Genomic DNA, 21150 nt, shown 5'->3' on the forward strand with positions numbered 1-21150 from the left:
TCCTCACCGCTCCGCGGGCTGAATCAACACCACGCCCTGGCCGTCCCAGCGCAGCGAGAAGGCCTCGCCGCCGCTCTGGCCGACGACGGAGCGCCACGAAACATCGGTCACGAAGGACTGATTCACATTGCCGCGCGCCGCCACGAACGCATCCGGGTCGACCACCAGCGGGTACTGCGGCGACACCTCCAGATGGATGAGCGGCCCGCCCGCCGACAACAGCGCCACCTGGCCCTGCCCGCTCACCTTGGTGGTGAACAGGCCCGCACCCGTGGCACCGCCACGCAGACCCGCGAAAGTCACGTCGGTGCGCAGATTTCCGGCGAAGGCCAGCAGCTGCTGCGACTCCACCTGGAGCGTCTCGTTGTTCAGGTTCACGACGGTGACGTTCTGGCCGTTCACGGCGAAGTACACCCGCCCGTTGCCGGAACACTCCATGAGCGACAGCGATTCGCCGGTGGCGCGGCGCTTGAGACCCGCCAGCACACCGTCGCCGCCGCCGAAACCGGCGCTCTTGAACTGCACATTGCCTTCGTAGGCGACCATCGACCCCGCGATCGCCCGGATACTGCTCCCGGCGAGCTGTGCTTCGATCACCTTTTTCGATTTTTCGAACAACTGCGCCATCGGTACTTCGTGTCCCCGCCGTAGGTGCCTGGAGTCCCGGTGTATCTCGGACTGTGCCGCCACCCTAGCCGAAAAGGTCCGGCGCAGGTACGTCGTGTTTCTCGTAGAGTGGCACTCGACAGCACCGACAAGCGAAGGGTCGATCTTGTCCGCAACTTTGGTTAAGGGCCAGAACGGCCCGCTGACCGTCAATGACGTGGTCGTCTCGGTGGAGATCGGCGCACCCGCGGATGTCTCCGCGCTGCTCGTGACCGAGAACGGCAAGGTCCGGTCGGATGCCGATTTCGTCTTCTTCAACCAACCCACCGGTCCGGGTGTGCAATTGCAGCCCGCGCCGTCGGGACAGCCCGCCGCACTGGCGGTCTCGCTGTCGGGGGTGCCCGCCGATATCGCCCAGATTCGCGCGGTCATCACCCTCGACACGCCCGGCGGTAGCTTCGGACAGATTCCCGCGCCGGTCGCCTACGTCTCCGATCAGGCCGGAAACCGCCTGTTCGAGTACCGGGTCGAGGGGCTCAGCAGCGAATCCATCGTGATCGCGCTGGAGCTGTATCGGCGCGGTGGCTCCTGGAAGGTGCGCGCCGTCGGACAGGGGTATGCGGGCGGCTTCGCGGCGCTGGTCACCGACCACGGGGTGCAGGTGAACGAGCCTGCGGCACAACAGCAGTCGGCGCCTCCCCCGCCGCCGAGTCAGGCCTATCCGCCGCCCGCGCCGCCGCCGCAGCAGTTCCAGCCCACCGGCGGGTACCCTCCGCCCGGTCAGGGCTACCCGCCTCCGGCCGACCCGAGCGGATATCCGCCGCCGGGCACCGGATATCCGCCTCCCGGAACGGATTACGCGCCCACGGGCGGTTATCCGCCGGGCGCCCCCGCGGGCGGTCCCGGGTATCCGCCCCCGAGCGGTCAGGGTTTCGCGCCGTCGGGCCCCGCCCCCGACCGTGATCTGCCCAAGTCCGGCGGCGCGGTGAGCCTGGTCAAGGGCCAGCGCGTCAACCTCCGCAAGGAGGGCGGCGCGGCGCTGAGCTACGTGAAGATGGGCCTGGGCTGGGATCCGGTCAAGCGCGGCGGCATGTTCGGCAGCCGCGCGGTGGATATCGACCTGGACGCCTCGGTCATCATGTTCGCGGATATGAACCTGGTGGATGTCGTCTACTACGGCAGCCTCCTCTCCAAGGACGGCTCCATCCGCCACTCCGGTGACAATCTCACCGGTGAGGGCGCTGGCGACGACGAGCAGATCATGGTCGACCTCACCCGGCTGCCCGCCCAGGTCACCACGCTGCTGTTCATCGTGACCTCCTACAAGGGCCACACCTTCGAACAGGTCGCCAACGCCTTCTGCCGCCTAGTCGACGGCACCACCGACAAGGAGATGGCGCGCTACACCCTGGCTGGCGGTATGCCGTTCACCGCCATGGCGATGGCGAAGGTGTACAAGTCCGGGGCGGACTGGAAGATGGAGGCCATCGGCGAGGGCTTCCAGGCCAAGCACCCGGGCGAGGCGGTGCCGCAGCTGGCACGCTTCATCGGCGGCTGAGCACGAAAACGACTGTGGGACCGACGCTGTCGCGCCGGTCCCACAGTTCGTTACACGGGTACCAGGGCCTTGCTCGTTCTCGGCCGCAGTTGTGTTGGCAGCCAAGGCCGTTCGGGATCCGGTGCGCCGTCCAGTACGCCACCGACCGGATCGTCCACGCCTTCGCGTCGCACGAGATCCTCTGCGGGCCGGTAGATCTGGCGTATCACCAGCACGCACAGCGCCACCACCGCGATATCGCGCAGCACCACGGTCCCGGTGAACCACTGCTCGGGCAGTCCCTTGCGGTCCTCACCGAGGTAGTAGTACATGCGCGGCACCCACACCAGCGCGTCGATCGTCATCCACGCCAACAGAATTCGCCGATGCGGCAGGGCCAACACGGCCAGCGGCACCAACCACAGCGAGTACTGCGGGCTCCACACCTTGTTGGTGAGCAGGAAGGCCGCGACCACCAGGAAGGCCAACTGCGCCACCCGGGGTCGTCGAGCCGCGGTGAGCGCGATCCAGGCGATGGCCGCGCAGGCGCCGAGGAACAGCAGCAGCGACACCAGATTCAGGATCGAGGGCGTCTCACCGGCTTTCAGCGGCCCGTCGAAACCGGGCCAACCGGTGAACGAGGTCGCCACGTTGTACAGCGAATCCGGGTCGGCGTGGCGTTCGGTATTGAGCCGGAAGAACTCCCACCAGCCCCTCGGGTACAGCGCCGCGATGGGCAGATTCACCAGCACCCACGTCACGGCCGCCGCCGCGACGGCGGCCAAGCCGGTGCGCAAGGGCCCCAGCCGATTCCACGTCGAGCCGAAGCCGTAGTCCTCGTCCTCGCCCAGACGCTCGGCGCGCAGGCACAGGATCAGAATCGGCCCGAGCAGCAGCAGCGGATACAGCTTCGCCGCACCGCCCAGACCCAGCAGCACCCCGGCCAGCACCGGATTGCGCCGCGCCCAGGCCAGCAGCCCGCCCGCGGCGAAAGCCGTTGCGAGCGCGTCGAAATTGGTGAACGCGTGCACCAGCACCAGGGGTGAGCAGGCCACCAGCGCGGCATCCCACACCCGCCGCCCGGCCAGCAGCGCGGTGGCCCACAGGGTCACCAGCCAGGCCATGGCCAAGCCGAGGGCGACCACGTTGAAGTACAGCACCACCTCCAAAGCCCCTGGCAGGTCCCACTTCTCGGAGACCGCGTCATAGGATTTGGCGATCTGCATGGCCCCGTACTGGTACAGCCCGGACAGCACCGGATACTCCATGTACCGGACCTGCGGTTTCCCGTCCGCCCCGAATTCGGTCCACTGCTTCTTGTACGGGAACGCGCCCTCGTTCAGGTACTCGGCCCCGTACAGCGGCACGGTGTCGGAGTAGCACAGGGCGATGTACTGGCGGCCATTGTTCCAATCCAGCCCGACCACGCCGTCGGCATCGGGGGCGGTCTGCTGAATACAGGGGGCCTTACCGCCCCAGCTCAGTGCCAGGATCACCACGGCCAGCGCGAACATGACGCGCATCGGCGTCCAGAACCGCACCCGGCCGATCAGGGCGTGATCCCCGACCGGCCCGCCGGTCATCGTGGCCAACTGCGCCACCAGCGAATCGTTGCGGCTGGGCTTGTCGCGCTCGTCGGCCGAGCGTAAATCCGGGGCCAACGGCGCCGGTGACGCATAGTGCTTGGCTGTCTGTCGAATCGGTCCGCCCCCGCCTGTTGCACCGCCGCTGGCCGACGAATGCTCGTCGGCCAGCGGCGCGTGTACCAAGTCCTGCTCGATCACGGCAAGAGGCTACCGGCCGTTCCCGTTCCCGTTCGGTCGGCCCGCACCACTCGGTACCGGCGCGGTGGTGGTCGGTGCTCCGTCCGACGGCGCGACCGGTTGGCCGGGCAGCGGGCCGGTCTCATCCGACTGATTCGAATTGTTCTGCGGCTGATTCTGCGGTCGGTTCTGCTGTGACTGCGGATTCGGCGCGAGGCCCGGCAGCGGAATGGTGAGGCCGGGCAGAATCTCCACCGGCGTCTGGGTGATCACCACCGGCGGCTGCGCCGCCTCGGTGCTCGACGGTGCGGTGTACGGCGCGGTCCAGGACGGCACACCCGCCTGACCGGCGATGGCGCCCGGCTTCGGGAAGTCCTCCTTCGGCGTGCCCGACAGCGCGCCGTCCATGGTGTCCTTCCAGATATCGGAGGGCAGACCCGAGCCGTAGATCATGCCGCCGTTGGCATTGCGCAGCTTCTCACCCTGTTCGGTGCCGACCCATACGGCGGTCGCCAGCGACGGGGTGTAGCCGACCATCCAGGCGTCGCGGTTCTCACCGGTATCGCCGAGCTGGTTGGTGCCGGTCTTGGCGGCCGAGACACGGCCACCGGCCAGATCGTGGTTCTTCGACCATCCCGCAATGGGTTTCATGGCGGCGGTCACGTTGTCGGCGACGGCGGCCGACACCCGCTGCTCACCGGCGACCTCGCCGCGATCGAGCAGGACCGTGCCGTCGGAGGCCACGACCTTGGAGACGAAATGCGGTGCGTGGTACATGCCCGAGGCGGCCAAAGTGGCGTACGCCGAGGCCATATCGAGCGGGCGCACCTGGTACTGGCCCAGCACGATGCCGTTGTTGGGACCGGAGCCGTCCGGTTCGGTGAGCGTCTTGCCAACGCCCGGAATGGTTTCCGGGATGCCCAGCTTGTGCGCCATATCGGCGATCTTCTGCGGGCCGTTGCCGCCCATCTCCATCATCATGCGGTAGAAGCTGGTGTTCAGCGACCGCTTCAGCGCCTCGGCGATGGTGCAGGTGCCGCACTGCTCGCCCTCGACGTTGGTGATCCTGATGCCGTTCACCGTGACCGGCGAGGAGTCGTACATGGTGGACAGCGGCTTGCCCATCTCCAGGTTCTGGGCCAGGCCGAACACCTTGAACGAGGAACCGGCCGGAAGGCCCGCGCCCGCGAAGTCGTAGCCCTGGCCGTCGGTACCGCCGTAATAGGCGCGCACCGCACCGGTCTTGGGATCCACCGACACCACCGCGGTGCGCAGATTCTCCGGCTCGCCGCTCATATTCTTCTCGGCGGCGTCCACGGCCGCCTGCTGCGCCTTGGGATCGATGGTCGTGGTGATCTGCAGGCCCTCGGTATTGAGCTCGTGCTCGCTGATGCCCGCGGATTCGAGCTCCTTGAGCACCTGCGACTTGATCAGACCCTCGGGCCCCTGGTCCAGGCTCTTGTCACCGGCCGCCGAGGCCGAAACCACCTCCGGATACTGCATGCCCGCGCGTTCGGCGGCGGGCAGATTGCCGCTGGAGACCATGCCGTCGAGCACGTAGTTCCAGCGCTCCTGCGCACCCTTGGGGTTCTTCTCCGGGTCCAGGTTGGACGGCTGCTGAATGGTCGCGGCCAGCACCGCGCCCTCGCTGGCGGTCAACTCCTGCACCGGTTTTCCGAAGTACGCCTTGGCGGCGGCGTCGATGCCGTACGCGCCGCGGCCGAAGTAGATGGTGTTCAGGTACGCGGTGAGAATGTCGTCCTTGGACCACTCCTGCGCCATCTTCACCGAGATCACCAGCTCGCGCAGCTTGCGGCTGAGCGATCGCTCATTGCCGACCAGCGCGTTCTTCACGTACTGCTGGGTAATGGTGGAACCACCACCGGCGGTCTCCTTACCCATCACGTTGTCGCGCAGCGCGCGGGCGAAACCGGTGAAGGAGAAGCCCGGATTGGTGTAGAAGTCGCGATCCTCGGCCGCCATGACGGCATTGCGCACATGCGGCGGAATCTGGTCGATGGTGACGTCGGTGCGGTTGCCCTCCGGCGGCACCACCTTCGACAGCACCGTGGTGCCGTCGTTGGCGTAGATGAGCGCGACCTGGTTGTTCTTGAGGTCGCCGGGCTGCGGCACCGACACCGTGGAGTACGCGATCAGGAAGACCGTGCTCGGCACGATGATGGCCAGGGCCATCATCACGTAGACGACGCGGCGGACGATCCGCCACGGCGACTTCTTCTTTCCCGAACCCGCGCGGCCGCCGCCGCGACCACCGCCGCTGCCGTTCCCACCGGGACGGCGCGGGGGCGGTCCGGACGGTGGGCCAGCCTGGCCGCGCCGAGGGGCCGCCGCCATCGCACCGGAGCCGGGGCGGGCGCGGTCATTGGTGGGTCGCGGGCGAGCCGCCGTATTCGACCGTCCCGGAGCGCGATTCGCAGCGGCCACGTCCACCTTCTGGTTGGCCCCCGACGGATTGGGTAGTTTGCGCGTCGCATCCGGATTCACCCGACGCGTCGCCTCCGGCCCCCCGGGTCGCTGCGGCGGCGGGCCCGGACGCCGCGGCGGCTGTCCGCCCTGCGGCGCGGGACCTCGGCCCGGCTGGGGCTGGCGCGGCGGCGGATAGCCGCCCGCGCTGCCGCCCGGCGCCCGTCGAGTCGGCTCGGCCCCCGGACGCCCCGCACCCGGCTGGCGTCCCGGCGGCGGTCCTGCCGGACGCGGCGGCGGGTAGCCGCCGGGGCCGGATTGGGAACCGCCGCGCTGGGGGCGGCCGCGTTGCGGTCCGTCGTCGTAGGGCGAATTCACAGCCAGGATCTCCAATAACTCGACTAATACGGGTAGCTCGGGCGGGTCACGCTCGTGGCGGTTCGGGCACAGGCGTGCTCCGCGTTCAGCGGTCTGCGAGGCCTCTCATTCGGCGGCGGTACGGCGGGTACCAGCGCGTCGACGGGGTGCGGGATCGGTTGCACTGCCCAATACATAGGACTGCACCAGATGATTCCAGCTGCAGGTCCGGCACACCTCGACGACATGTACCGAGAACTCCTCGCGAGACTCGGCCATGCGGACCAGTTCCTCCGGGGTGCGGGCCGAGCCCGCTACCTGTCCCAGCCCGTCGCCGAACACCCACGATACGAGAGTGAGCTGCTCTTTCCTGCAGATCGGGCATGTGACTTCGCTCCCCCGGCCGTGAAACTTCGCCGCACGCAACAGGTACGGATTGGCATCACACACCTCGGCGACATCGACGCGACCCGCATAGACGTCGGCGAGCAGCGACCTACGCCGAAGCGCATAGTCCACTACCTGCCGCTGTATTCGCACGGCACCCAGAGTACTTGCTCCCCAGCCCGGCTCGCGGGGCCAGTTTGAGACGGCCCTCACCCGGCCACGCGCGCGTAGCGCCGTGACTGCGCGCCAGATGTATCGCTCCGATATAGTTTGGAATCGCATCCATCGGTTAGGTCTGAAGAGAACAGTCAGGAGGGGGTGAGGCCCGGTGCTCGAGTTGGCAATCCTCGGGCTGCTCCTCGAATCGCCCATGCACGGCTACGAGCTGCGCAAGCGATTGACCGGTCTGCTGGGTCCGTTCCGGGCCTTCTCCTACGGGTCGCTGTATCCGACCCTGCGGCGTATGCAGGCCGACGGTCTCATCGCGGAGGAGAGTCCGCAGGGGGTGGTCACTCGCCGCGCCCGGCGGGTCTACCAGCTGACTGACCCCGGTCGGGAGCGGTTCGCCGAACTGCTGGCCGATACGGGACCACAGAACTACACCGACGACGGCTTCGGCGTTCATCTGGCCTTCTTCAATCGCACCCCCGCGGAGGCGCGGATGCGAATTCTGGAGGGGCGGCGCAGGCAAGTCGAGGAGCGCCGAGAGGGACTGCGGGAGGCGATAAAGCGAGCCAGTGGGCAGCTCGATCGCTATACCCGTCAGCTCCATCAACTCGGTTTGGAATCCAGCGAGCGCGAAGTGCGCTGGCTCAATGAGTTGATTGCCGCAGAGCAATCGACGAAGGCGGCACCACAGAAAGAGGGAAATACCGGCCATGAGTGACATCAACACCGAAGTACGGGTGGCCATCGTCGGCGTCGGTAACTGCGCATCTTCCCTGGTCCAGGGCGTGCAGTACTACAAGGACGCGGACGAGACGTCGACCGTTCCGGGCCTCATGCACGTCAAGTTCGGGCCCTACCACGTTCGCGACGTGAAGTTCGTCGCCGCGTTCGACGTCGATGCCAAGAAGGTCGGCTTCGATCTGTCCGACGCGATCTTCGCCAGCGAGAACAACACCATCAAGATCTCCGACGTGCCGCCGACCGGCGTCTCCGTGCAGCGCGGCCCGACCCTCGACGGCATCGGCAAGTACTACGCCGAGACCATCGAGCTGTCCGAGGCCGACCCGGTCGACGTGGTCAAGGCGTTGAAGGATGCCAAGGTCGACGTCGTCGTCTCCTACCTTCCGGTTGGTTCGGAAGAGGCCGACAAGTTCTACGCGCAGTGCGCCATCGACGCGGGCGTGGCCTTCGTCAACGCGCTGCCGGTCTTCATCGCCTCCGATCCGGTCTGGGCGCAGAAGTTCACCGACGCGGGCGTGCCGATCGTCGGCGACGACATCAAGTCCCAGGTCGGCGCGACCATCACGCACCGCGTCATGGCCAAGCTGTTCGAGGATCGCGGTGTGCAGCTCGACCGCACCATGCAGCTGAACGTCGGCGGCAACATGGACTTCAAGAACATGCTCGAGCGCGAGCGGCTGGAGTCCAAGAAGATCTCCAAGACCCAGGCTGTCACCAGCAACCTGAAGAAGGAGATGGGCGCGAACGACGTGCACATCGGCCCGTCGGACCACGTCGGCTGGCTGGACGACCGCAAGTGGGCCTACGTGCGCCTCGAGGGTCGCGCCTTCGGTGACGTGCCGCTGAACCTGGAGTACAAGCTCGAGGTGTGGGACTCGCCGAACTCGGCGGGCATCATCATCGACGCGGTGCGCGCCGCCAAGATCGCCCTCGACCGCGGTATCGGCGGACCGGTCATCCCGGCCTCGGCGTACCTCATGAAGTCCCCGCCGAAGCAGCTCGCGGACGATGTGGCCCGCGCGCAGCTGGAAGCGTTCATCATCGACGCCGACTAGTTTCGGCTCCGAGATGAGGGAAGCCCGGTCGGTACAAATCCGACCGGGCTTTTTCTTTGTGGGAATTCCCACTCTCGGTGCGTGGGATGCGAAACCCCAAGCGGGGCAAGCGTTTCAGTCGAGCGAAACGTAGACCTCGACCGAGGCCGGTCCGGTGTAGCGCTCGATCTCGGCGGTGTGCGAGCGGGTGATGGTGCCCGCGCTCTCGGCCTTGGCGACCTTGGCCCACGCGGTGCGCAGCAGGTCGTAAGGCTTGTCCGTCACAACGAATTTCGCGTAGCGGCCCGACGGAATCCGGGTCACCACATCGCCGATATCCAGCTCGTCGAGGCCGGTGAGTTCGTAGCCGAGTACGGCGACCGCGTGGTCGTTCTGGCCGATATAGGCCGCCACCCGGCCGACCGGCTTCTCCCGGGACAGGTAGCGGTCCCAGGTGAAATTGACCAGGTCCAGGTCGCGGGCGGTGACCTCGCGCCCGGCCAGCGGCACGGTCAGGCCGCCGATGAGCGATTCGTCCAGGGTCACGATTTCGAAGTCCACAGCCATCCCCCTACGCCTCGGCCCGACCGTCGGTCGAGTTCGGATCCAGTGCCACGAACACCTCGACCGTGCGCATATCGGGGTAGTGCTCGAAGTCCCCGGTGTAGGCGCGCACGATCGCGCCGGAGGCCTCGAGATCCCACACCGCGCGCCAGATGGAGACGATGGTGTCGCCCAGGTCGTCGCCGGTGCGGGTGAAGCGCGCGAACAGCCCCGCCGGAATGCGCGCCAGCACATCGCCGGGCAGCAGGTCGTCGAGGGTTTCGCAGCGGTAGCCGACGATATGGGTGAGGTAGGACCCGATCTCGGGCGCGTGGTCGACGTACGCGGTGGCAGGTGGTCCGGGCAGGCTACGCGCGAGGTTGCGCTTCCACGCCTCCTCGACCTTCGCGCGGCGCGGTCCCTCGACCGCGAGCGCCGGACTGCGTAGCACCGTTCCGGCTACCAGCGTTTCGTGGCGTTCAACGACATTGAAATCCACCGGCGTCGCCCCTATGTCTCGCGTTGTATCCCACCCGCATCTGCTCCCACCCGCATCCTGCCACCGCCCCGATCGATGGTCGGCACCGGTGGCCGGTTCCACCATATCGGTGGGTGAGCGCGGATGGGTCCGCTAACCGTTATTCATGATCAACAGTAAATGGGTTTCAGCCGGGAACCGGGATGCTGAGGCCGGGGAAGATCTCGACCTGCCGCGGCTGCGGGTCGGGCGGGATGATCACCACGGGTTCCTCTTGGCTCCCTGGCTGTGGGTTGAGTATGTCGAACCCGCCCTGCGGTGTGGTGCCGCCGACCGGTTCCGGATTCGGGAATTGTTCCACGGGAGTGCCTTCCAGCGCACCGTCCATTGTCTGTTTCCAGATATCGGCGGGCAGTCCGGAGCCGTAGACCGCCGCGCCGCCCCGGGTCCGAATCGGTTGTGACTGTTCGGTTCCCACCCAGACGGCGGTGGAGAGCGATGGGGTGAAGCCGACCATCCAGGCGTCCTTGTTCTGCCCGGTGTCGCCGAGTTGGGTGGTACCGGTCTTGGCGGCCGAGGGGCGTCCGCCCGCGAGCGCGTGGCCGTTGGAGTAGCCCGCGATGGGCAGCATGGCGCTGGCCGTGGTGTCGGCCACCGCGGCCGAGAAGCGTTGTTGCGGCTGCCCAGCGCCGTTCTCGCGGTCCAGCAGCACCCGGCCGTCCCCGGTGATCACCTTCTGCACGAAGTACGGCTGGCGGTAGCTGCCGTGCGCGGCGATGGTGGCGTAGGCCGAGGCCATATCGATGGGGCGCACCGAATACGCGCCCAACACGATGGAGGGCAGCGGCGGGCCGCCGTCCTCGGTGAGTGTTTTGCCCGGAACGCCGGGAATCTCGGTGGGAATTCCGGCCTGGTGCGCGGCGTCGGCGATGGACTTCGGCCCGCCGAACAGGGCTTGGGACAGGCGGTAGAAGCTGGTGTTGAGCGAGCGTTTGAAGGCCTCCGCCAGTGAACAGGTGCCACAGGACTCGTCGTTGACGTTGGTGACCTTCTCGCCGTTCACGGTGACCGGGGTGCTTTCGAGCTTGTAGTCCAGGCCGATGCCCTGTTGCAGGGCGGCGATGACCGCGAAAGTCTTGAAGGCCGAACCGGTTTGCAGCGGGGCCTGGGCGAAATCGAAGCCGATACCGTCCGCGCCGCCGTAGTAGGCGCGCACCGCGCCGCTGCGCGGATCGATGGAGACCACCGCGGTGCGCAGCTCGCCCGGCTGCCTGCCGAGCACGTTGCCGACCGAATCCAGCGCCGCCTGTTGGGCGCGGGCGTCGATGGTCGTGATGATCTGCAGCGCACCGGTATTGAGCTCGTGCTCGCTGATCCCGGAGGCGCGCAGCTCGCGCAGCACCTGGGCGCGCACGAGTCCCTCCGGGCCGCGCGCGGAATTGTCGTCCACGATGTCGGTGACCGGAACGATGGGCGGGAATGCGACAGTGGCGCGTTCGGTACGCGAGAGCGCGCCCATCTCCACCATGCCGTCGAGCACATAGGCCCAGCGGTACTTCAATTCGTCGAGGTGGGTTTCGGGGTCGAGCACCGAGGGGGTGCGCACCAGGGCGGCCAGCACCGCGCCCTCGCCGAGGGTGAGTTCCGGCACCGCCTTGCCGAAGTAGGACTTGGCCGCCGAGGCGATGCCGTACGCGCCGCGGCCGTAGTAGATGGTGTTGAGGTAGGCGGCGAGAATGTCGTCCTTGGACCATTCGCGGGCCATCTTGGCGGAGATGATGAGCTCGCGCATCTTGCGGTTCATGGTCCGCTCGGAGCTGAGGAAGGCGTTCTTCACGTATTGCTGGGTGATGGTGGAGCCGCCGCCCGCGTCCTCGCGCCCGGTCAGATTGTCGCGGGCGGCGCGCAGGAAGGCCGCGAGCGAATAGCCGGGATTGGTGTAGAAGTCGCGGTCCTCGGCGGAGAGCATGGCCATGCGCACCGGCTCGGGCACCTCGCTGAGCGGGACCGGAATCCGATTGCCTTCGGGCGGAACGACCTTCGCGATGACGCTGGTGCCGTCGGCGGCCAGAATGGTGGCGATCTGATTGGTCTGCACCGAGGTCGGATCGGGGATCTCCGCACTCCAGTAGGCGAGCCCCAGCACCATCGCCGGGACCGCCACGAAAATCAGGAAGAACGACACCAACACCCGGCGCACCCGCTGTGCCCGTGTCCGCGGCCGCCGCGGCCGCGCCTCCTTGGCCGGTTTCGCCCGCCGCCGCGGCTTGGCCCCCCGATGCGCGGCCTGCCCCCGCAGCGCCTGCTCGTTCCACCCCGCCATGCTGGCGTAGGGCGGCGGTTCCTGTTGGGGCCGCTTACGGGACGAGCTCACGAGCATCTCCTTCCGGAGCGTCGACAAAGCGTGCGTACGGGAGAAGCGCCGCGACCCACCCTGCGGCCCGCCCCATGCTAGTGGAACACCCGGATACCGCCGGAATATTGGCCCTGCCGGTCCGATCCGCCGCGAGAGCCCGTCAGCGGCCTGGGACTTCGCGCGAGTCACGAAAGGGGGTTCGGGGACCAAGCCCCCGAACCCCCTTCGCTCAGCCGAGCCGAAGGCTCAGCTCTTCACTCCACCGGCGGTGAGGCCGGAGATGATCCGTCGCTGGAACAGCAGCACCATGATCACCAGGGGAATGGTGACGATCGTTCCCGCCGCCATGATGGCCGCGTAGGGCTGCACCTGCGGGTCGTTGCCGGAGAACCGGGCGATCGCCACCGTCACCGGCTCGGTCTTGTCCGAGGAGAGCAGCCGCGCCAGCAGGTACTCGTTCACGGCGGCGATGAACGCCAGGATCGCCGTGGTGAAGACCGCGGGCGCGGCCAGCGGCAGCATGATCAACCGGAACGCCTGGAACCGCGACGCCCCGTCGATCCGCGCGGCTTCTTCGAGCTCCCACGGCAATTCGGTGAAGAACGACGCCAGGATGTACACGGTCATGGGCAGCACGAACGAGATGTTCGGAATGATCATGGCCTGGTACTGCCCGATCCAGCCGATATCGGTGAACAGCTGGAACAGCGGCGTCACCAGCACCACCACCGGGAACATCGAGGCCGACAGGATCAGCCCCGACACCACGTACTTGCCCTTGAAGGTCAAGCGCGCCAACGCGTATGCCGCCATCACGCCGACCACCAGGGCGATCACGGTGGTGAACGCGCCGATCACCACGCTGTTCAGCAGCGCCCGCGCGAAGTCGTTGCCGCGCGTGGTGTCGAAGGCATTGCGGAAGTTCTCGAGGGTGACGTGGGTCGGCCACGGCGTGTTGTCGAACGTGTAGTCCGGATCGCGCAGCGCGGTGACGACCATCCAGTAGAACGGCCCGAGCCCCCACAGCAGAATGATGATCGCGCCCAGGTACACCCGCCCCGAGGCGAGCCGCTTGGTCCACGGAACCGGCTGTGCCACCGGCTTTTCCGTCCCGGCGGGTTTGGTCATGGTGCTCATCAGTGCGCCTCCCGCTGCTCTTCCTGGGTGCGAACGGCATTGGCCCCCAGCACCTTCACCAGGAAGAACGCCACCGTGAAGATGAGCAGGAAGGTCAGCACCGACAGCGCCGCGGCGCTGTTCGCGCCCTGGCGCACCTGATCCACCACCAGCATGGAGATGGTGCGGGTGTTCGGATTGCTCGCCGTCATGATGGCGGGCAGGTCGTACATGCGCAGCGCGTCCATGGTGCGGAACAGCACCGCCACCAGCAGCGCGGGCTTGAGCAGCGGCAGCGTGATGTGCACGAACCGCTGCCACGCCGAGGCGCCGTCCACCCGGGCCGCCTCGTACACGTCGTTCGGAATGACCTGCAGCCCAGCCAGAATCAGCAGCGCCATGAACGGCGTGGTCTTCCACACGTCGGCGGCGATCACCGCGAAGCGCGAGTACCACTCGTCGGTGGTCCACAGGATGTGGGTGCCGAGCACCCGGTTCACCACGCCGTCGTACTGGAACATGAACTCCCACAGCCGCGCCGTGACGGCGGTGGGGATGGCCCACGGAATCAGCACCGCGGCGCGCAGCAGCGCCCGGCCCTTGAAGGTCTTGCCCATGATCACGGCCATACCGAGCCCGAGCGTGGCCTCGATGGTCACGGTGATCACCGTGAAGAACAGCGTCACGCCGATGGCCAGCCAGAACTGCGAGCCGAGATTGCCGGTGGGGCAGGCCACCATCTCGCCGCCGGGCATGGCGCACTGCTGCAGCAGCCAGTGCGTGTAATTGCTGAATCCGGCATTGCCGCCCTCGACGAACATGCCGGTGGCGGGGTCGAGCCCGGAGTCCTTCTGGAAGGACATGATCAGGGCCCGGACCACGGGATAGCCGATCACCACGGCGAGCGCGATCAGCACCGGGGTGACGAAGACCCACGCCTTGCCCGATCCGGCGAAGGGATTGCGGCTGGGTCGCCGCGGCTTCGACGGACCGGCGGGCGGATCGTTCAGGTCAGGCGGCGCGAGGTCGGTCGCTCCCGAAGGACGTGACACCGTTTCTCTCTCCTACGGGACAAGCTGGGCACTTGCGGAGCGGCCTGGACTCACGACCCGGCGGTCTCGATGCCCTTCTGCATCCCCGTGATCGCTTCGTCGACGGACTTCCGCCCTTCGAGCGCAGCATAGGCGTTGTCCTGCACGGCCTTCGACACCGCCTGGTAGAACGGCGTCACCGGGCGCGGCACCGCGGAGGCGATGGATTCCTTGAGCGCGGGCAGGTACGGCATCTTGGCGATGAGCGCCGGATCGTCGTACATGGAGGCCCGCACCGAGGGCAGCGCGCCGGAGGCCACGATGTGCTGGGCGTCCTCGCTGATCAGGAAGCGCAGGAAGTCCAGCGCGGTGGCCTTGTTCTTGGAGAAGGCGCTGATGGCGGCGTTGTACCCACCGAGGGTGGACGCGCCGACGCCGTCCTTGCCGGGCAGCGGGGCGACGCCGAACTTACCGGTCACCTGCGAGGATTCGGCTCCGGCGGGACCGTAGAAGGACGGCCAGGTGCGCAGGAACAGCAGTTGCCCCTGAGCGAAGGCGTTCTGCGACTGCGGTTCCTGGAAGGAGATGGCCTGCGGCGGGATCTGGCCGTTCTTGTAGGCGTCGACCAGCACCTGCAGACCCGCGCGGGACTGCGGGCTGTCCACGGTGGGGGTCTTGCCGTCCGGGCCGACGAAGGTGCCGCCGTAGGCGTTGATGACCTCGGCGGTGTTCACGGTGAGGCCCTCGTACGGCGCGAACTGGCCGCCGTAGCAACCGATTCCGTTCTGCTGCGCGATCGGGCACATGGACAGCATTTCCGACCACGTCTTGGGCGGGTTGGGCACCAGGTCGGTGCGGTAGAACAGCAGGCCGCCGTTGGTATTGCGCGGCGCGGCGTAGAGGGTGCCGTTGTAGGTGGCGCTGGCGACCGGCGGGGACAGCAGCGTGGAGGTGTCGATGGCGAAGGAGTCCTTCAGCGGCTGGATCCAGCCCTTGGCGGCGAACTCCGCGGTCCACGGCACGTCGAGGGCGACCACGTCGTAGTCGGAGGACTTGGCCTGCAGGTGCTGCTTGAGGTCGTCCAACTGCTGGTTGGCGTCGTTGGACTGCTCCTTGAAGGTCACCTTCTCGTCCGGGTGGGCGGCGTTCCACCGGTCGATGAGCTGCTTGACCGCACCGGTTTCGGTGGTGTCCTTGCCCTCGACATAGGTGATCGGCCCACGCCCGGTGAGGTTCTGCGAGGTGGGGCTGCTCCCGCTGTCGCTGGAGCAGCCGGTGGCGAATGTCGCCGTCAGCAGCGCCGCGCCCGCGGCCGCGAACATCGCTCGGGGTACGAGCGACGAACGTAGGGACGTCACCTTCTTCAAAGCCATCGCGGAAACTCCAGGGTCGAGACGTGAGCGGCGGCACACTCAGCCGGTTGCACAAGGGAAGATACATGGTCCGGTGCCCCGGTGCCGGAACTACCTCGGCGATCATGATCGTGAGCACCGTCGATACGGCGGGCTAGGCTGGGTTCGATGTCTTCCCAGGACAAAATGCTGACGCGCATCGGCGGGTTGCTGCGTCAAGCGGAATCGACGGAGAACGAGCACGAGGCCGAGGCGTTCATGGCGGCGGCCCAGCGGCTGGCTACCCGCTCGTCCATCGACTTGGCCGTGGCGCGTTCGCATGTGGCCGATCGGGAGCGGCGGCCGGTGCCGGTGCAGCGCGTCATCTCCATCGGCGAGCCCGGCAAGAAGGGGCTGCGCACGTATGTGCAGCTGTTCGTGGCCATCGCCTCGGCCAATGATGTGCGCTGCGATGTGGCGCGCACCTCGACGCAGGTCTACGCCTACGGCTTCGACACCGATATCGACACCTGTGAGGCGCTCTACTCCAGTCTGCTGGTGCAGATGGTGCGGGCGTCGGACCAGTACATCAAATCCGGGGCCTACAAATCCGGGACGGTGGAGAAGGTGGTCACCGAAACCCGCTGGGGGCGCAGGGTGCAACGGCGGGTGCAGGCTCCGGTCGCGGCGGTGACGGCGCGATTGAATTTCCAGATGGCGTTCGCCGCGCGCATCGGTCGGCGACTGGCCGAGGTGAAATCCGAAGTCGAGACCGAGGCGGTGCGCACCGATATCGCCGAGACCGCGCCGACCGGTACCGCATTGGCCTTGCGCAACAAGGAAATCGAACTGGTCGATTTCTACAAGCAGACCTCCGAGGCGCGCGGTACCTGGCGCGGACCGGAGGCGTCGGCCGGTTATTCCTCGGCCGCCCGTCGTGCGGGTGACCGGGCGGGCCGCGCCGCGCGATTGGGCACCTCGCCCGAATTGGGCGCTGCGCGTGGGCAATTGCCCGGCGGCGGGTCGTGAGCCGAGATTCCCAACGCGCCCGGGTCTACGACGCGGAGGCCCTGGTGCGTGGGGTTTTCGAACGCGCCGAGACGCACGGTGCGCGCACGGTGGAGGTGCACGGATCACAGCTGACGCTGCCGGTTGAGCGGAAATTCGCCTCGGTGGAATCGGTGCAGAACTATGTGGATCGCGTACTCGGATTGAATTGGGTGCGCGCGCAGTGGGAGCGTTCCTCGATGCCGGTGACGGTGCGGGCGCGTGCCGGATCCAAAGCCGCGCATTACGAATCCGAGGGCGCGGTGTTGGCGGTTCCATTACACGTCAATGGAACCGCTTGGGCTTTACGGGAATTGGTGGTGCTGCACGAAATCGCGCACCATCTCGACCCCGCTCCGACCGAATCCGCGCCGCACGGTCCCGAATTCTGCGAGCGCTATGTGGAATTGATCGACGGCGTGATCGGACCCGAGGCGGCGCTGCTCATGCGCACGACCATGCTCGGCTGCGGTGTGCGGATCTGAGGGTTGCCAGGCTCCGGTATCGCTGTCATGATCGGACCATGATCTCCTTCCACGGAAAGGCGTACGACGCCTCTGAGCGGTGACCGCCGCTACCCCCTCGCGGAAGTCTCATTCCCGCGAGGTTTCTCTTGTCGAACGTCTCGAAACCGCGATCCGATTACGCGATGAATGGTTGCGGGTGGGCCTGTCCGCCGCACCGGCCGATCGCGCTGCCGCCGAGGGCGCGATCGTCGAGTTGTACCGATTGCTCGGTGAGCCGCCACCCGAAATAGTCTGGGTGCCTTCTCCTGTCGCCGCTGTGGCGGTGTTGCGCGAGGACCCCGACGGCGTACCCGAAGGGTTCGGTCGGGTTCCGAACGGCCTCGCATCCAGCAAATGGCCTTTTCTGCAACGCTTTTCGGCGCTGAAGCACGGAATGCGGCAGCGGCTGGTCGATCGCACCGAGCCGGACGACCGGTTCTGGAGCTACGGGTCCCGGATTCCGTTCCACGAATGGTCGGTCATGCCGCCGGGCGAGTTGCTGGCCTCGGGGGTGCCGCCACGGCGGATACTCGATATCCGGGTGCATCAGCCGTTGCGAGAATCGCTGCGGGACAATCTGTATCGGCTGCTCCGACACAGCATGCTCGGCACCGACGGGCAACGCGACGCGGTCGCCGGATACGACCAGTACGACACCTGGACCGTGGGCTTCCACGCGTTGAACCGGTCGGCCGGGCTCATTCGATGCCGTGGCGACGATGCCCATCAGCTCGAGCAGTGGGTGACCCTCGCGCGCTCGGCGGGCTGGTGGTGGCCCGGTCCGCACCGGTGTGTGATCACCGAGCGGCCGGTCGCGGTGCACACCGAACCGAATGCCGGAGCGGTCTACGGCGAGACGCGATTGCACAACCCGGACGGTCGGGCGGTCGAATTCGCGGATGGCACTGGTCTTTTCGTGCTGCACGGCACTCCCGTACCCGACTGGGTGATGGCCGCGCCCTCGGTCGACCGGATACTGGCCGAGCGCAATATCGAAATCCGCCGAGCCGCCATCGAGCGTATCGGCTGGGATTCCTATATCGATCAGGCCGGGTTGACGCTGGTATCCCAGGCCGACGATCCCGGAAATCCGGGCGCTGAACTGCGGCTCTACGACATGCCCCGTGAGCACCTCGGATCCAGCGCTCGAATCCTGCTGGTGGTCAACGGTTCCCGGGAGCGCGACGGCAGCCGCCGTCGCTACGGGGTCAATGTGCCCGGCACCATCGACGATCCGATCGCCGCGGCGGGCTGGTCCTACGGCCTGAGCGCGACCCATTACGCGCAATTGCTGCGTCGTACCTGAAACCTCCTCCTAACCAAGGTGATTGCAATGAGTCTTACTGTTTCCGAACTGACCGCCCGTACCGGTGTCGATGTGCTCGAGCATCTGGAGCGCGAGACCGCCATCCCCGTGCTCGACGGCCTGCAAGCCCAAGGTGATCTGATCGTCGTGCCCTTCGCGCTGCTCACCGGTGTCATCGTGCCCGGATTCGGCTGGCGGGAAGTACCCTCCGGCGGCATCGAGGTGATTCGCGGTGCCGCGGGTGCGAATCCCCATGTGCTGGTAGCGGATCCGGGTGTCTGCCGGTGGACGAATCGGGTGAACGATCCGGAGGGATTGGCGCTGGGCTGCCTGGATACCACCGGACCGGCCTATCTGCTGCACCCCGAGCACGGTGGCAGCGGTATCGCACCCGGGCGCTATCTCGTTCGTCGGCAACGGGAAACCACCACGAGGTCGGGACATGCGTATGTCGCGCTCATCGCGGATTGATGGCCAGCGCGATCGCGCGCTTGACCTCTAGTTAGGTTGAGCTCCTAGCGTCGTGACCGGACGAGAGGAGTTCGGTCATGACGACATTGGTGACGGGTGCGACCGGCAATACCGGCCGCCATGTGGTGGCGGAATTGCTGCGCAAGGGTGAGCGCGTGCGCGCGCTCACCCGCGATCCGGAGGCCGCCGCCGAAAAGCTGCCGCCCGGAGTGGAATTGGTGGCGGGCACCCATACCGAACCCGACACGATGCTGGCGGCTCTCGGCGGGGCGAGCCGCCTGCACATCACCGTGACGGCCGGACTGGCCCAGGTCGGTCCGGAGCTGGTGCGCCGGGCCGTGGACGCGGGGGTGCGCCGTATCACCGTGGTGTGGGGCGGGGCGGTCGGTCCCGTCGAGCAAGCGGTGGCCGAGTCCGGGGTGGAGTGGACGCGCTTGGAGCCGCAGGAGTTCATGTCCAATACGCTGACCTGGGTCGATTCGATTCGGGCCGACGGGGAGGTGCGTGAGCCCTACGACTTCCCGAGTGCGCTGGTGCACGAGGCGGATATCGGGGCCGTCGCCGCCACCGCGCTGCTCGAGGCCGGACACAGCGGTCGCGTCTACAACCTCACCGGGCCGAGGGCGCTCACCGCGAGCGAGCGGCTGCGGATACTCTCCGACGCGCTCGGCCGGGAGATCGCCTTCACGCGAATCACGCATGAGCAGGCGATCGAGCGGCTCGTGGCCACCGGGGTGCCGCGGGCGGACGCGGAGTACGTGGTCGGTTGGTATGCCGCGCCGACCAGCGATTCCACCACCGTCGACGACACCGTCGCGCGCGTACTCGGCCGTCCGGCAAGGACTTTCGAGCAGTGGGTGGCCGAGCATGTGGATCGATTTCGGGATGCGGCGCTGAGCCGGTGACTGTCAGTCGAGCAGGCGGCGGACCCTGGTGAGGCGCTCGTGCCACCAGGCCGTGCGCTCGGCGTCGGGGTGGCGGTAGCGCTCGAGGAGGTCCGGGTTCGGGGTGGGCGGAGTCCGGGGGACGGGCAGGTAGCCGTTCTCCGGGCGCAGTGAATCGGTGACCACGTCACCGGTGAGCAAGGAGAGAGTGCCCAGGCCGCAGGCGAATTCGAGATCCGGGAGCGCTCCGGCCAGGGCCAGTTGCGCGGAGAGGCCGACGCTGGTCTCCAGTGCCGAGGAGACCACGGTCGGCAATCCGGCCGCCGTGGCGACCTGGAGTGCGCGGCGCACGCCGCCGAGGGGTGTGCACTTCAGGACGGCGATATCGGCGGCGCCTGCCACCGCGACCTTCATCGGATCGTCGGCGCGGCGAATGGATTCGTCGGCGGCGATGCGCACATCGACGCGGCGGCGCACCGCCGCCAACTCCTCGATGGTGCGGCAAGGCTGTTCGACGTACTCCAAACCCGCTGCGGCACGGTCGATCTGCTCGATATGGGCGACGGCGGTGTCGACATCCCACACGGCATTGGCATCCACCCGGATCGCGCCCTCGGGCCCGAGGGCGGCGCGCACGGCCTCGACCCGCGCCAGATCCTCGCCGAGCGAATCGGGATGATCGGCGACCTTCACCTTGGCGGTACGGCACCCGGAGGCGGCGACGATCTCGCGCGCGCGATCCGGGCCGACGGCCGGAACGGTGCAATTGATCGGAATCCGATCCCGCACCGGCTCCGGCCACCCCACGGTCATCTGTTCGACCGCGGTGGCCAGCCAGCCCGCCGCCTCCCGATCGTCGTACTCCGGAAAGGCGCAGAATTCGCCCCACCCGAGCGGCCCGGGAATCAACATGCCCTCACGCACCGTGATCCCACGAAACCGCGTGCGCAGGGGGATCGCGTAGACCACGGCGGAGTCGAAGTCCGGGGCACTGGGGAGTTCGCTCACCACCGGCAGCCTACTCAGGGCGCGCGGCCCGGCTCCGACAGCGCCAGCGGCGAATC

At 67.5% G+C, this 21150-nt stretch carries 19 protein-coding genes; 8 read left to right on the plus strand and 11 right to left on the minus strand.

The window, feature by feature from the left end; all coding sequences use genetic code 11:
* Nucleotides 1–3 precede the first annotated feature (3 nt).
* Nucleotides 4–627, minus strand: coding sequence for an AIM24 family protein (locus tag ACIBH2_RS30360; RefSeq protein ID WP_397123692.1), 624 nt, complete (start codon nt 625–627; stop codon nt 4–6).
* A gap of 145 nt (nt 628–772) precedes the next feature.
* Here ACIBH2_RS30360 and ACIBH2_RS30365 point away from each other — a divergent pair, with 145 nt between their 5' ends.
* Nucleotides 773–2164 (plus strand): TerD family protein, encoded by a 1392-nt coding sequence (locus ACIBH2_RS30365; protein ID WP_397123694.1) that lies wholly within the window; start codon nt 773–775, stop codon nt 2162–2164.
* 50 nt (nt 2165–2214) lie between these two features.
* Here the strand turns inward: ACIBH2_RS30365 and ACIBH2_RS30370 are convergent, their stop codons facing one another.
* The 3 genes from ACIBH2_RS30370 to ACIBH2_RS30380 all read right to left on the minus strand — a co-directional run bounded on the left by ACIBH2_RS30370 (nt 2215) and on the right by ACIBH2_RS30380 (nt 7227).
* Entirely contained in the window at nt 2215–3843 is a 1629-nt protein-coding gene (locus ACIBH2_RS30370) for a glycosyltransferase family 87 protein (protein WP_397124275.1), read from the minus strand.
* Nucleotides 3844–3936: 93 nt separating this feature from the next.
* The gene (locus tag ACIBH2_RS30375; RefSeq protein WP_397124277.1) at nt 3937–6261 is read right to left on the minus strand and encodes a transglycosylase domain-containing protein; all 2325 of its coding nucleotides are present in this window, start codon (nt 6259–6261) and stop codon (nt 3937–3939) included.
* A 552-nt stretch (nt 6262–6813) separates the two neighbouring features.
* Complete coding sequence (locus ACIBH2_RS30380; RefSeq protein ID WP_397123696.1) at nt 6814–7227, minus strand: DUF5318 domain-containing protein; 414 nt, start codon at nt 7225–7227, stop codon at nt 6814–6816.
* Between the two features lie 175 nt (nt 7228–7402).
* Here ACIBH2_RS30380 and ACIBH2_RS30385 point away from each other — a divergent pair, with 175 nt between their 5' ends.
* A complete protein-coding gene (locus ACIBH2_RS30385) occupies nt 7403–7960 on the plus strand; it encodes a PadR family transcriptional regulator (protein ID WP_397123698.1) in 558 nt (185 codons plus the stop codon).
* Nucleotides 7953–9038, plus strand: coding sequence for an inositol-3-phosphate synthase (locus ACIBH2_RS30390; protein ID WP_397123700.1), 1086 nt, complete (start codon nt 7953–7955; stop codon nt 9036–9038). Before ACIBH2_RS30385 ends, ACIBH2_RS30390 begins: the two co-directional genes overlap by 8 nt.
* Before the next feature lie 114 nt (nt 9039–9152).
* Here the strand turns inward: ACIBH2_RS30390 and ACIBH2_RS30395 are convergent, their stop codons facing one another.
* The 6 genes from ACIBH2_RS30395 to ACIBH2_RS30420 all read right to left on the minus strand — a co-directional run bounded on the left by ACIBH2_RS30395 (nt 9153) and on the right by ACIBH2_RS30420 (nt 15914).
* Nucleotides 9153–9584 carry a GyrI-like domain-containing protein gene (locus ACIBH2_RS30395; RefSeq protein ID WP_397123702.1) on the minus strand — a complete coding sequence of 144 codons (432 nt, stop codon included), beginning with the start codon at nt 9582–9584 and terminating at the stop codon, nt 9153–9155.
* A gap of 4 nt (nt 9585–9588) precedes the next feature.
* Nucleotides 9589–10059, minus strand: coding sequence for a GyrI-like domain-containing protein (locus ACIBH2_RS30400; protein WP_397123704.1), 471 nt, complete (start codon nt 10057–10059; stop codon nt 9589–9591).
* Between the two features lie 166 nt (nt 10060–10225).
* Entirely contained in the window at nt 10226–12418 is a 2193-nt protein-coding gene (locus tag ACIBH2_RS30405) for a transglycosylase domain-containing protein (RefSeq protein ID WP_397123706.1), read from the minus strand.
* A gap of 222 nt (nt 12419–12640) precedes the next feature.
* Nucleotides 12641–13522, minus strand: coding sequence for a carbohydrate ABC transporter permease (locus tag ACIBH2_RS30410; protein ID WP_397124279.1), 882 nt, complete (start codon nt 13520–13522; stop codon nt 12641–12643).
* A gap of 8 nt (nt 13523–13530) precedes the next feature.
* Nucleotides 13531–14562 (minus strand): carbohydrate ABC transporter permease, encoded by a 1032-nt coding sequence (locus tag ACIBH2_RS30415; protein WP_397123708.1) that lies wholly within the window; start codon nt 14560–14562, stop codon nt 13531–13533.
* Nucleotides 14563–14612: 50 nt separating this feature from the next.
* Nucleotides 14613–15914: an ABC transporter substrate-binding protein gene (locus ACIBH2_RS30420; RefSeq protein WP_397123710.1), complete on the minus strand. Its 1302-nt coding sequence runs from the start codon at nt 15912–15914 to the stop codon at nt 14613–14615.
* Nucleotides 15915–16061: 147 nt separating this feature from the next.
* On the opposite strand from ACIBH2_RS30420, the gene ACIBH2_RS30425 reads away from it, so the two are divergent.
* The 5 genes from ACIBH2_RS30425 to ACIBH2_RS30445 all read left to right on the plus strand — a co-directional run bounded on the left by ACIBH2_RS30425 (nt 16062) and on the right by ACIBH2_RS30445 (nt 20107).
* Entirely contained in the window at nt 16062–16901 is an 840-nt protein-coding gene (locus ACIBH2_RS30425; protein WP_397123712.1) for a DUF2786 domain-containing protein, read from the plus strand.
* The gene (locus ACIBH2_RS30430; RefSeq protein WP_397123714.1) at nt 16898–17404 is read left to right on the plus strand and encodes a TIGR04338 family metallohydrolase; all 507 of its coding nucleotides are present in this window, start codon (nt 16898–16900) and stop codon (nt 17402–17404) included. The genes ACIBH2_RS30425 and ACIBH2_RS30430 overlap by 4 nt, the downstream gene beginning before the upstream one ends.
* 178 nt (nt 17405–17582) lie before the next feature.
* Nucleotides 17583–18731 (plus strand): DUF6745 domain-containing protein, encoded by a 1149-nt coding sequence (locus ACIBH2_RS30435; protein WP_397123716.1) that lies wholly within the window; start codon nt 17583–17585, stop codon nt 18729–18731.
* A 21-nt stretch (nt 18732–18752) separates the two neighbouring features.
* The gene (locus tag ACIBH2_RS30440) at nt 18753–19202 is read left to right on the plus strand and encodes a hypothetical protein (protein WP_397124281.1); all 450 of its coding nucleotides are present in this window, start codon (nt 18753–18755) and stop codon (nt 19200–19202) included.
* 77 nt (nt 19203–19279) lie between these two features.
* Nucleotides 19280–20107, plus strand: a complete 828-nt coding sequence (locus ACIBH2_RS30445; protein ID WP_397123718.1) for an NmrA family NAD(P)-binding protein — start codon at nt 19280–19282, stop codon at nt 20105–20107.
* A gap of 3 nt (nt 20108–20110) precedes the next feature.
* Here the strand turns inward: ACIBH2_RS30445 and ACIBH2_RS30450 are convergent, their stop codons facing one another.
* Nucleotides 20111–21094: an o-succinylbenzoate synthase gene (locus ACIBH2_RS30450; RefSeq protein ID WP_397123720.1), complete on the minus strand. Its 984-nt coding sequence runs from the start codon at nt 21092–21094 to the stop codon at nt 20111–20113.
* Between the last annotated feature and the right edge of the window lie 56 nt (nt 21095–21150).

Origin of the sequence: Nocardia sp. NPDC050406 (assembly GCF_044459025.1) — a bacterium.
Taxonomy (GTDB): Bacteria; Actinomycetota; Actinomycetes; order Mycobacteriales; family Mycobacteriaceae; genus Nocardia.

What these genes read in the sequence shown, in the direction of transcription:
- ACIBH2_RS30360 (WP_397123692.1), bottom strand. Translation starts at nt 627, where the DNA reads ATGGCGCAGTTGTTCGAAAAATCGAAAAAGGTGATCGAAGCACAGCTC.
- ACIBH2_RS30375 (WP_397124277.1), bottom strand. Translation starts at nt 6,261, where the DNA reads ATGGCGGCGGCCCCTCGGCGCGGCCAGGCTGGCCCACCGTCCGGACCG.
- ACIBH2_RS30390 (WP_397123700.1), top strand. Translation starts at nt 7,953, where the DNA reads ATGAGTGACATCAACACCGAAGTACGGGTGGCCATCGTCGGCGTCGGT.
- ACIBH2_RS30395 (WP_397123702.1), bottom strand. Translation starts at nt 9,584, where the DNA reads ATGGCTGTGGACTTCGAAATCGTGACCCTGGACGAATCGCTCATCGGC.
- ACIBH2_RS30405 (WP_397123706.1), bottom strand. Translation starts at nt 12,418, where the DNA reads ATGCTCGTGAGCTCGTCCCGTAAGCGGCCCCAACAGGAACCGCCGCCC.
- ACIBH2_RS30410 (WP_397124279.1), bottom strand. Translation starts at nt 13,522, where the DNA reads ATGACCAAACCCGCCGGGACGGAAAAGCCGGTGGCACAGCCGGTTCCG.
- ACIBH2_RS30420 (WP_397123710.1), bottom strand. Translation starts at nt 15,914, where the DNA reads ATGGCTTTGAAGAAGGTGACGTCCCTACGTTCGTCGCTCGTACCCCGA.
- ACIBH2_RS30425 (WP_397123712.1), top strand. Translation starts at nt 16,062, where the DNA reads ATGTCTTCCCAGGACAAAATGCTGACGCGCATCGGCGGGTTGCTGCGT.
- ACIBH2_RS30445 (WP_397123718.1), top strand. Translation starts at nt 19,280, where the DNA reads ATGACGACATTGGTGACGGGTGCGACCGGCAATACCGGCCGCCATGTG.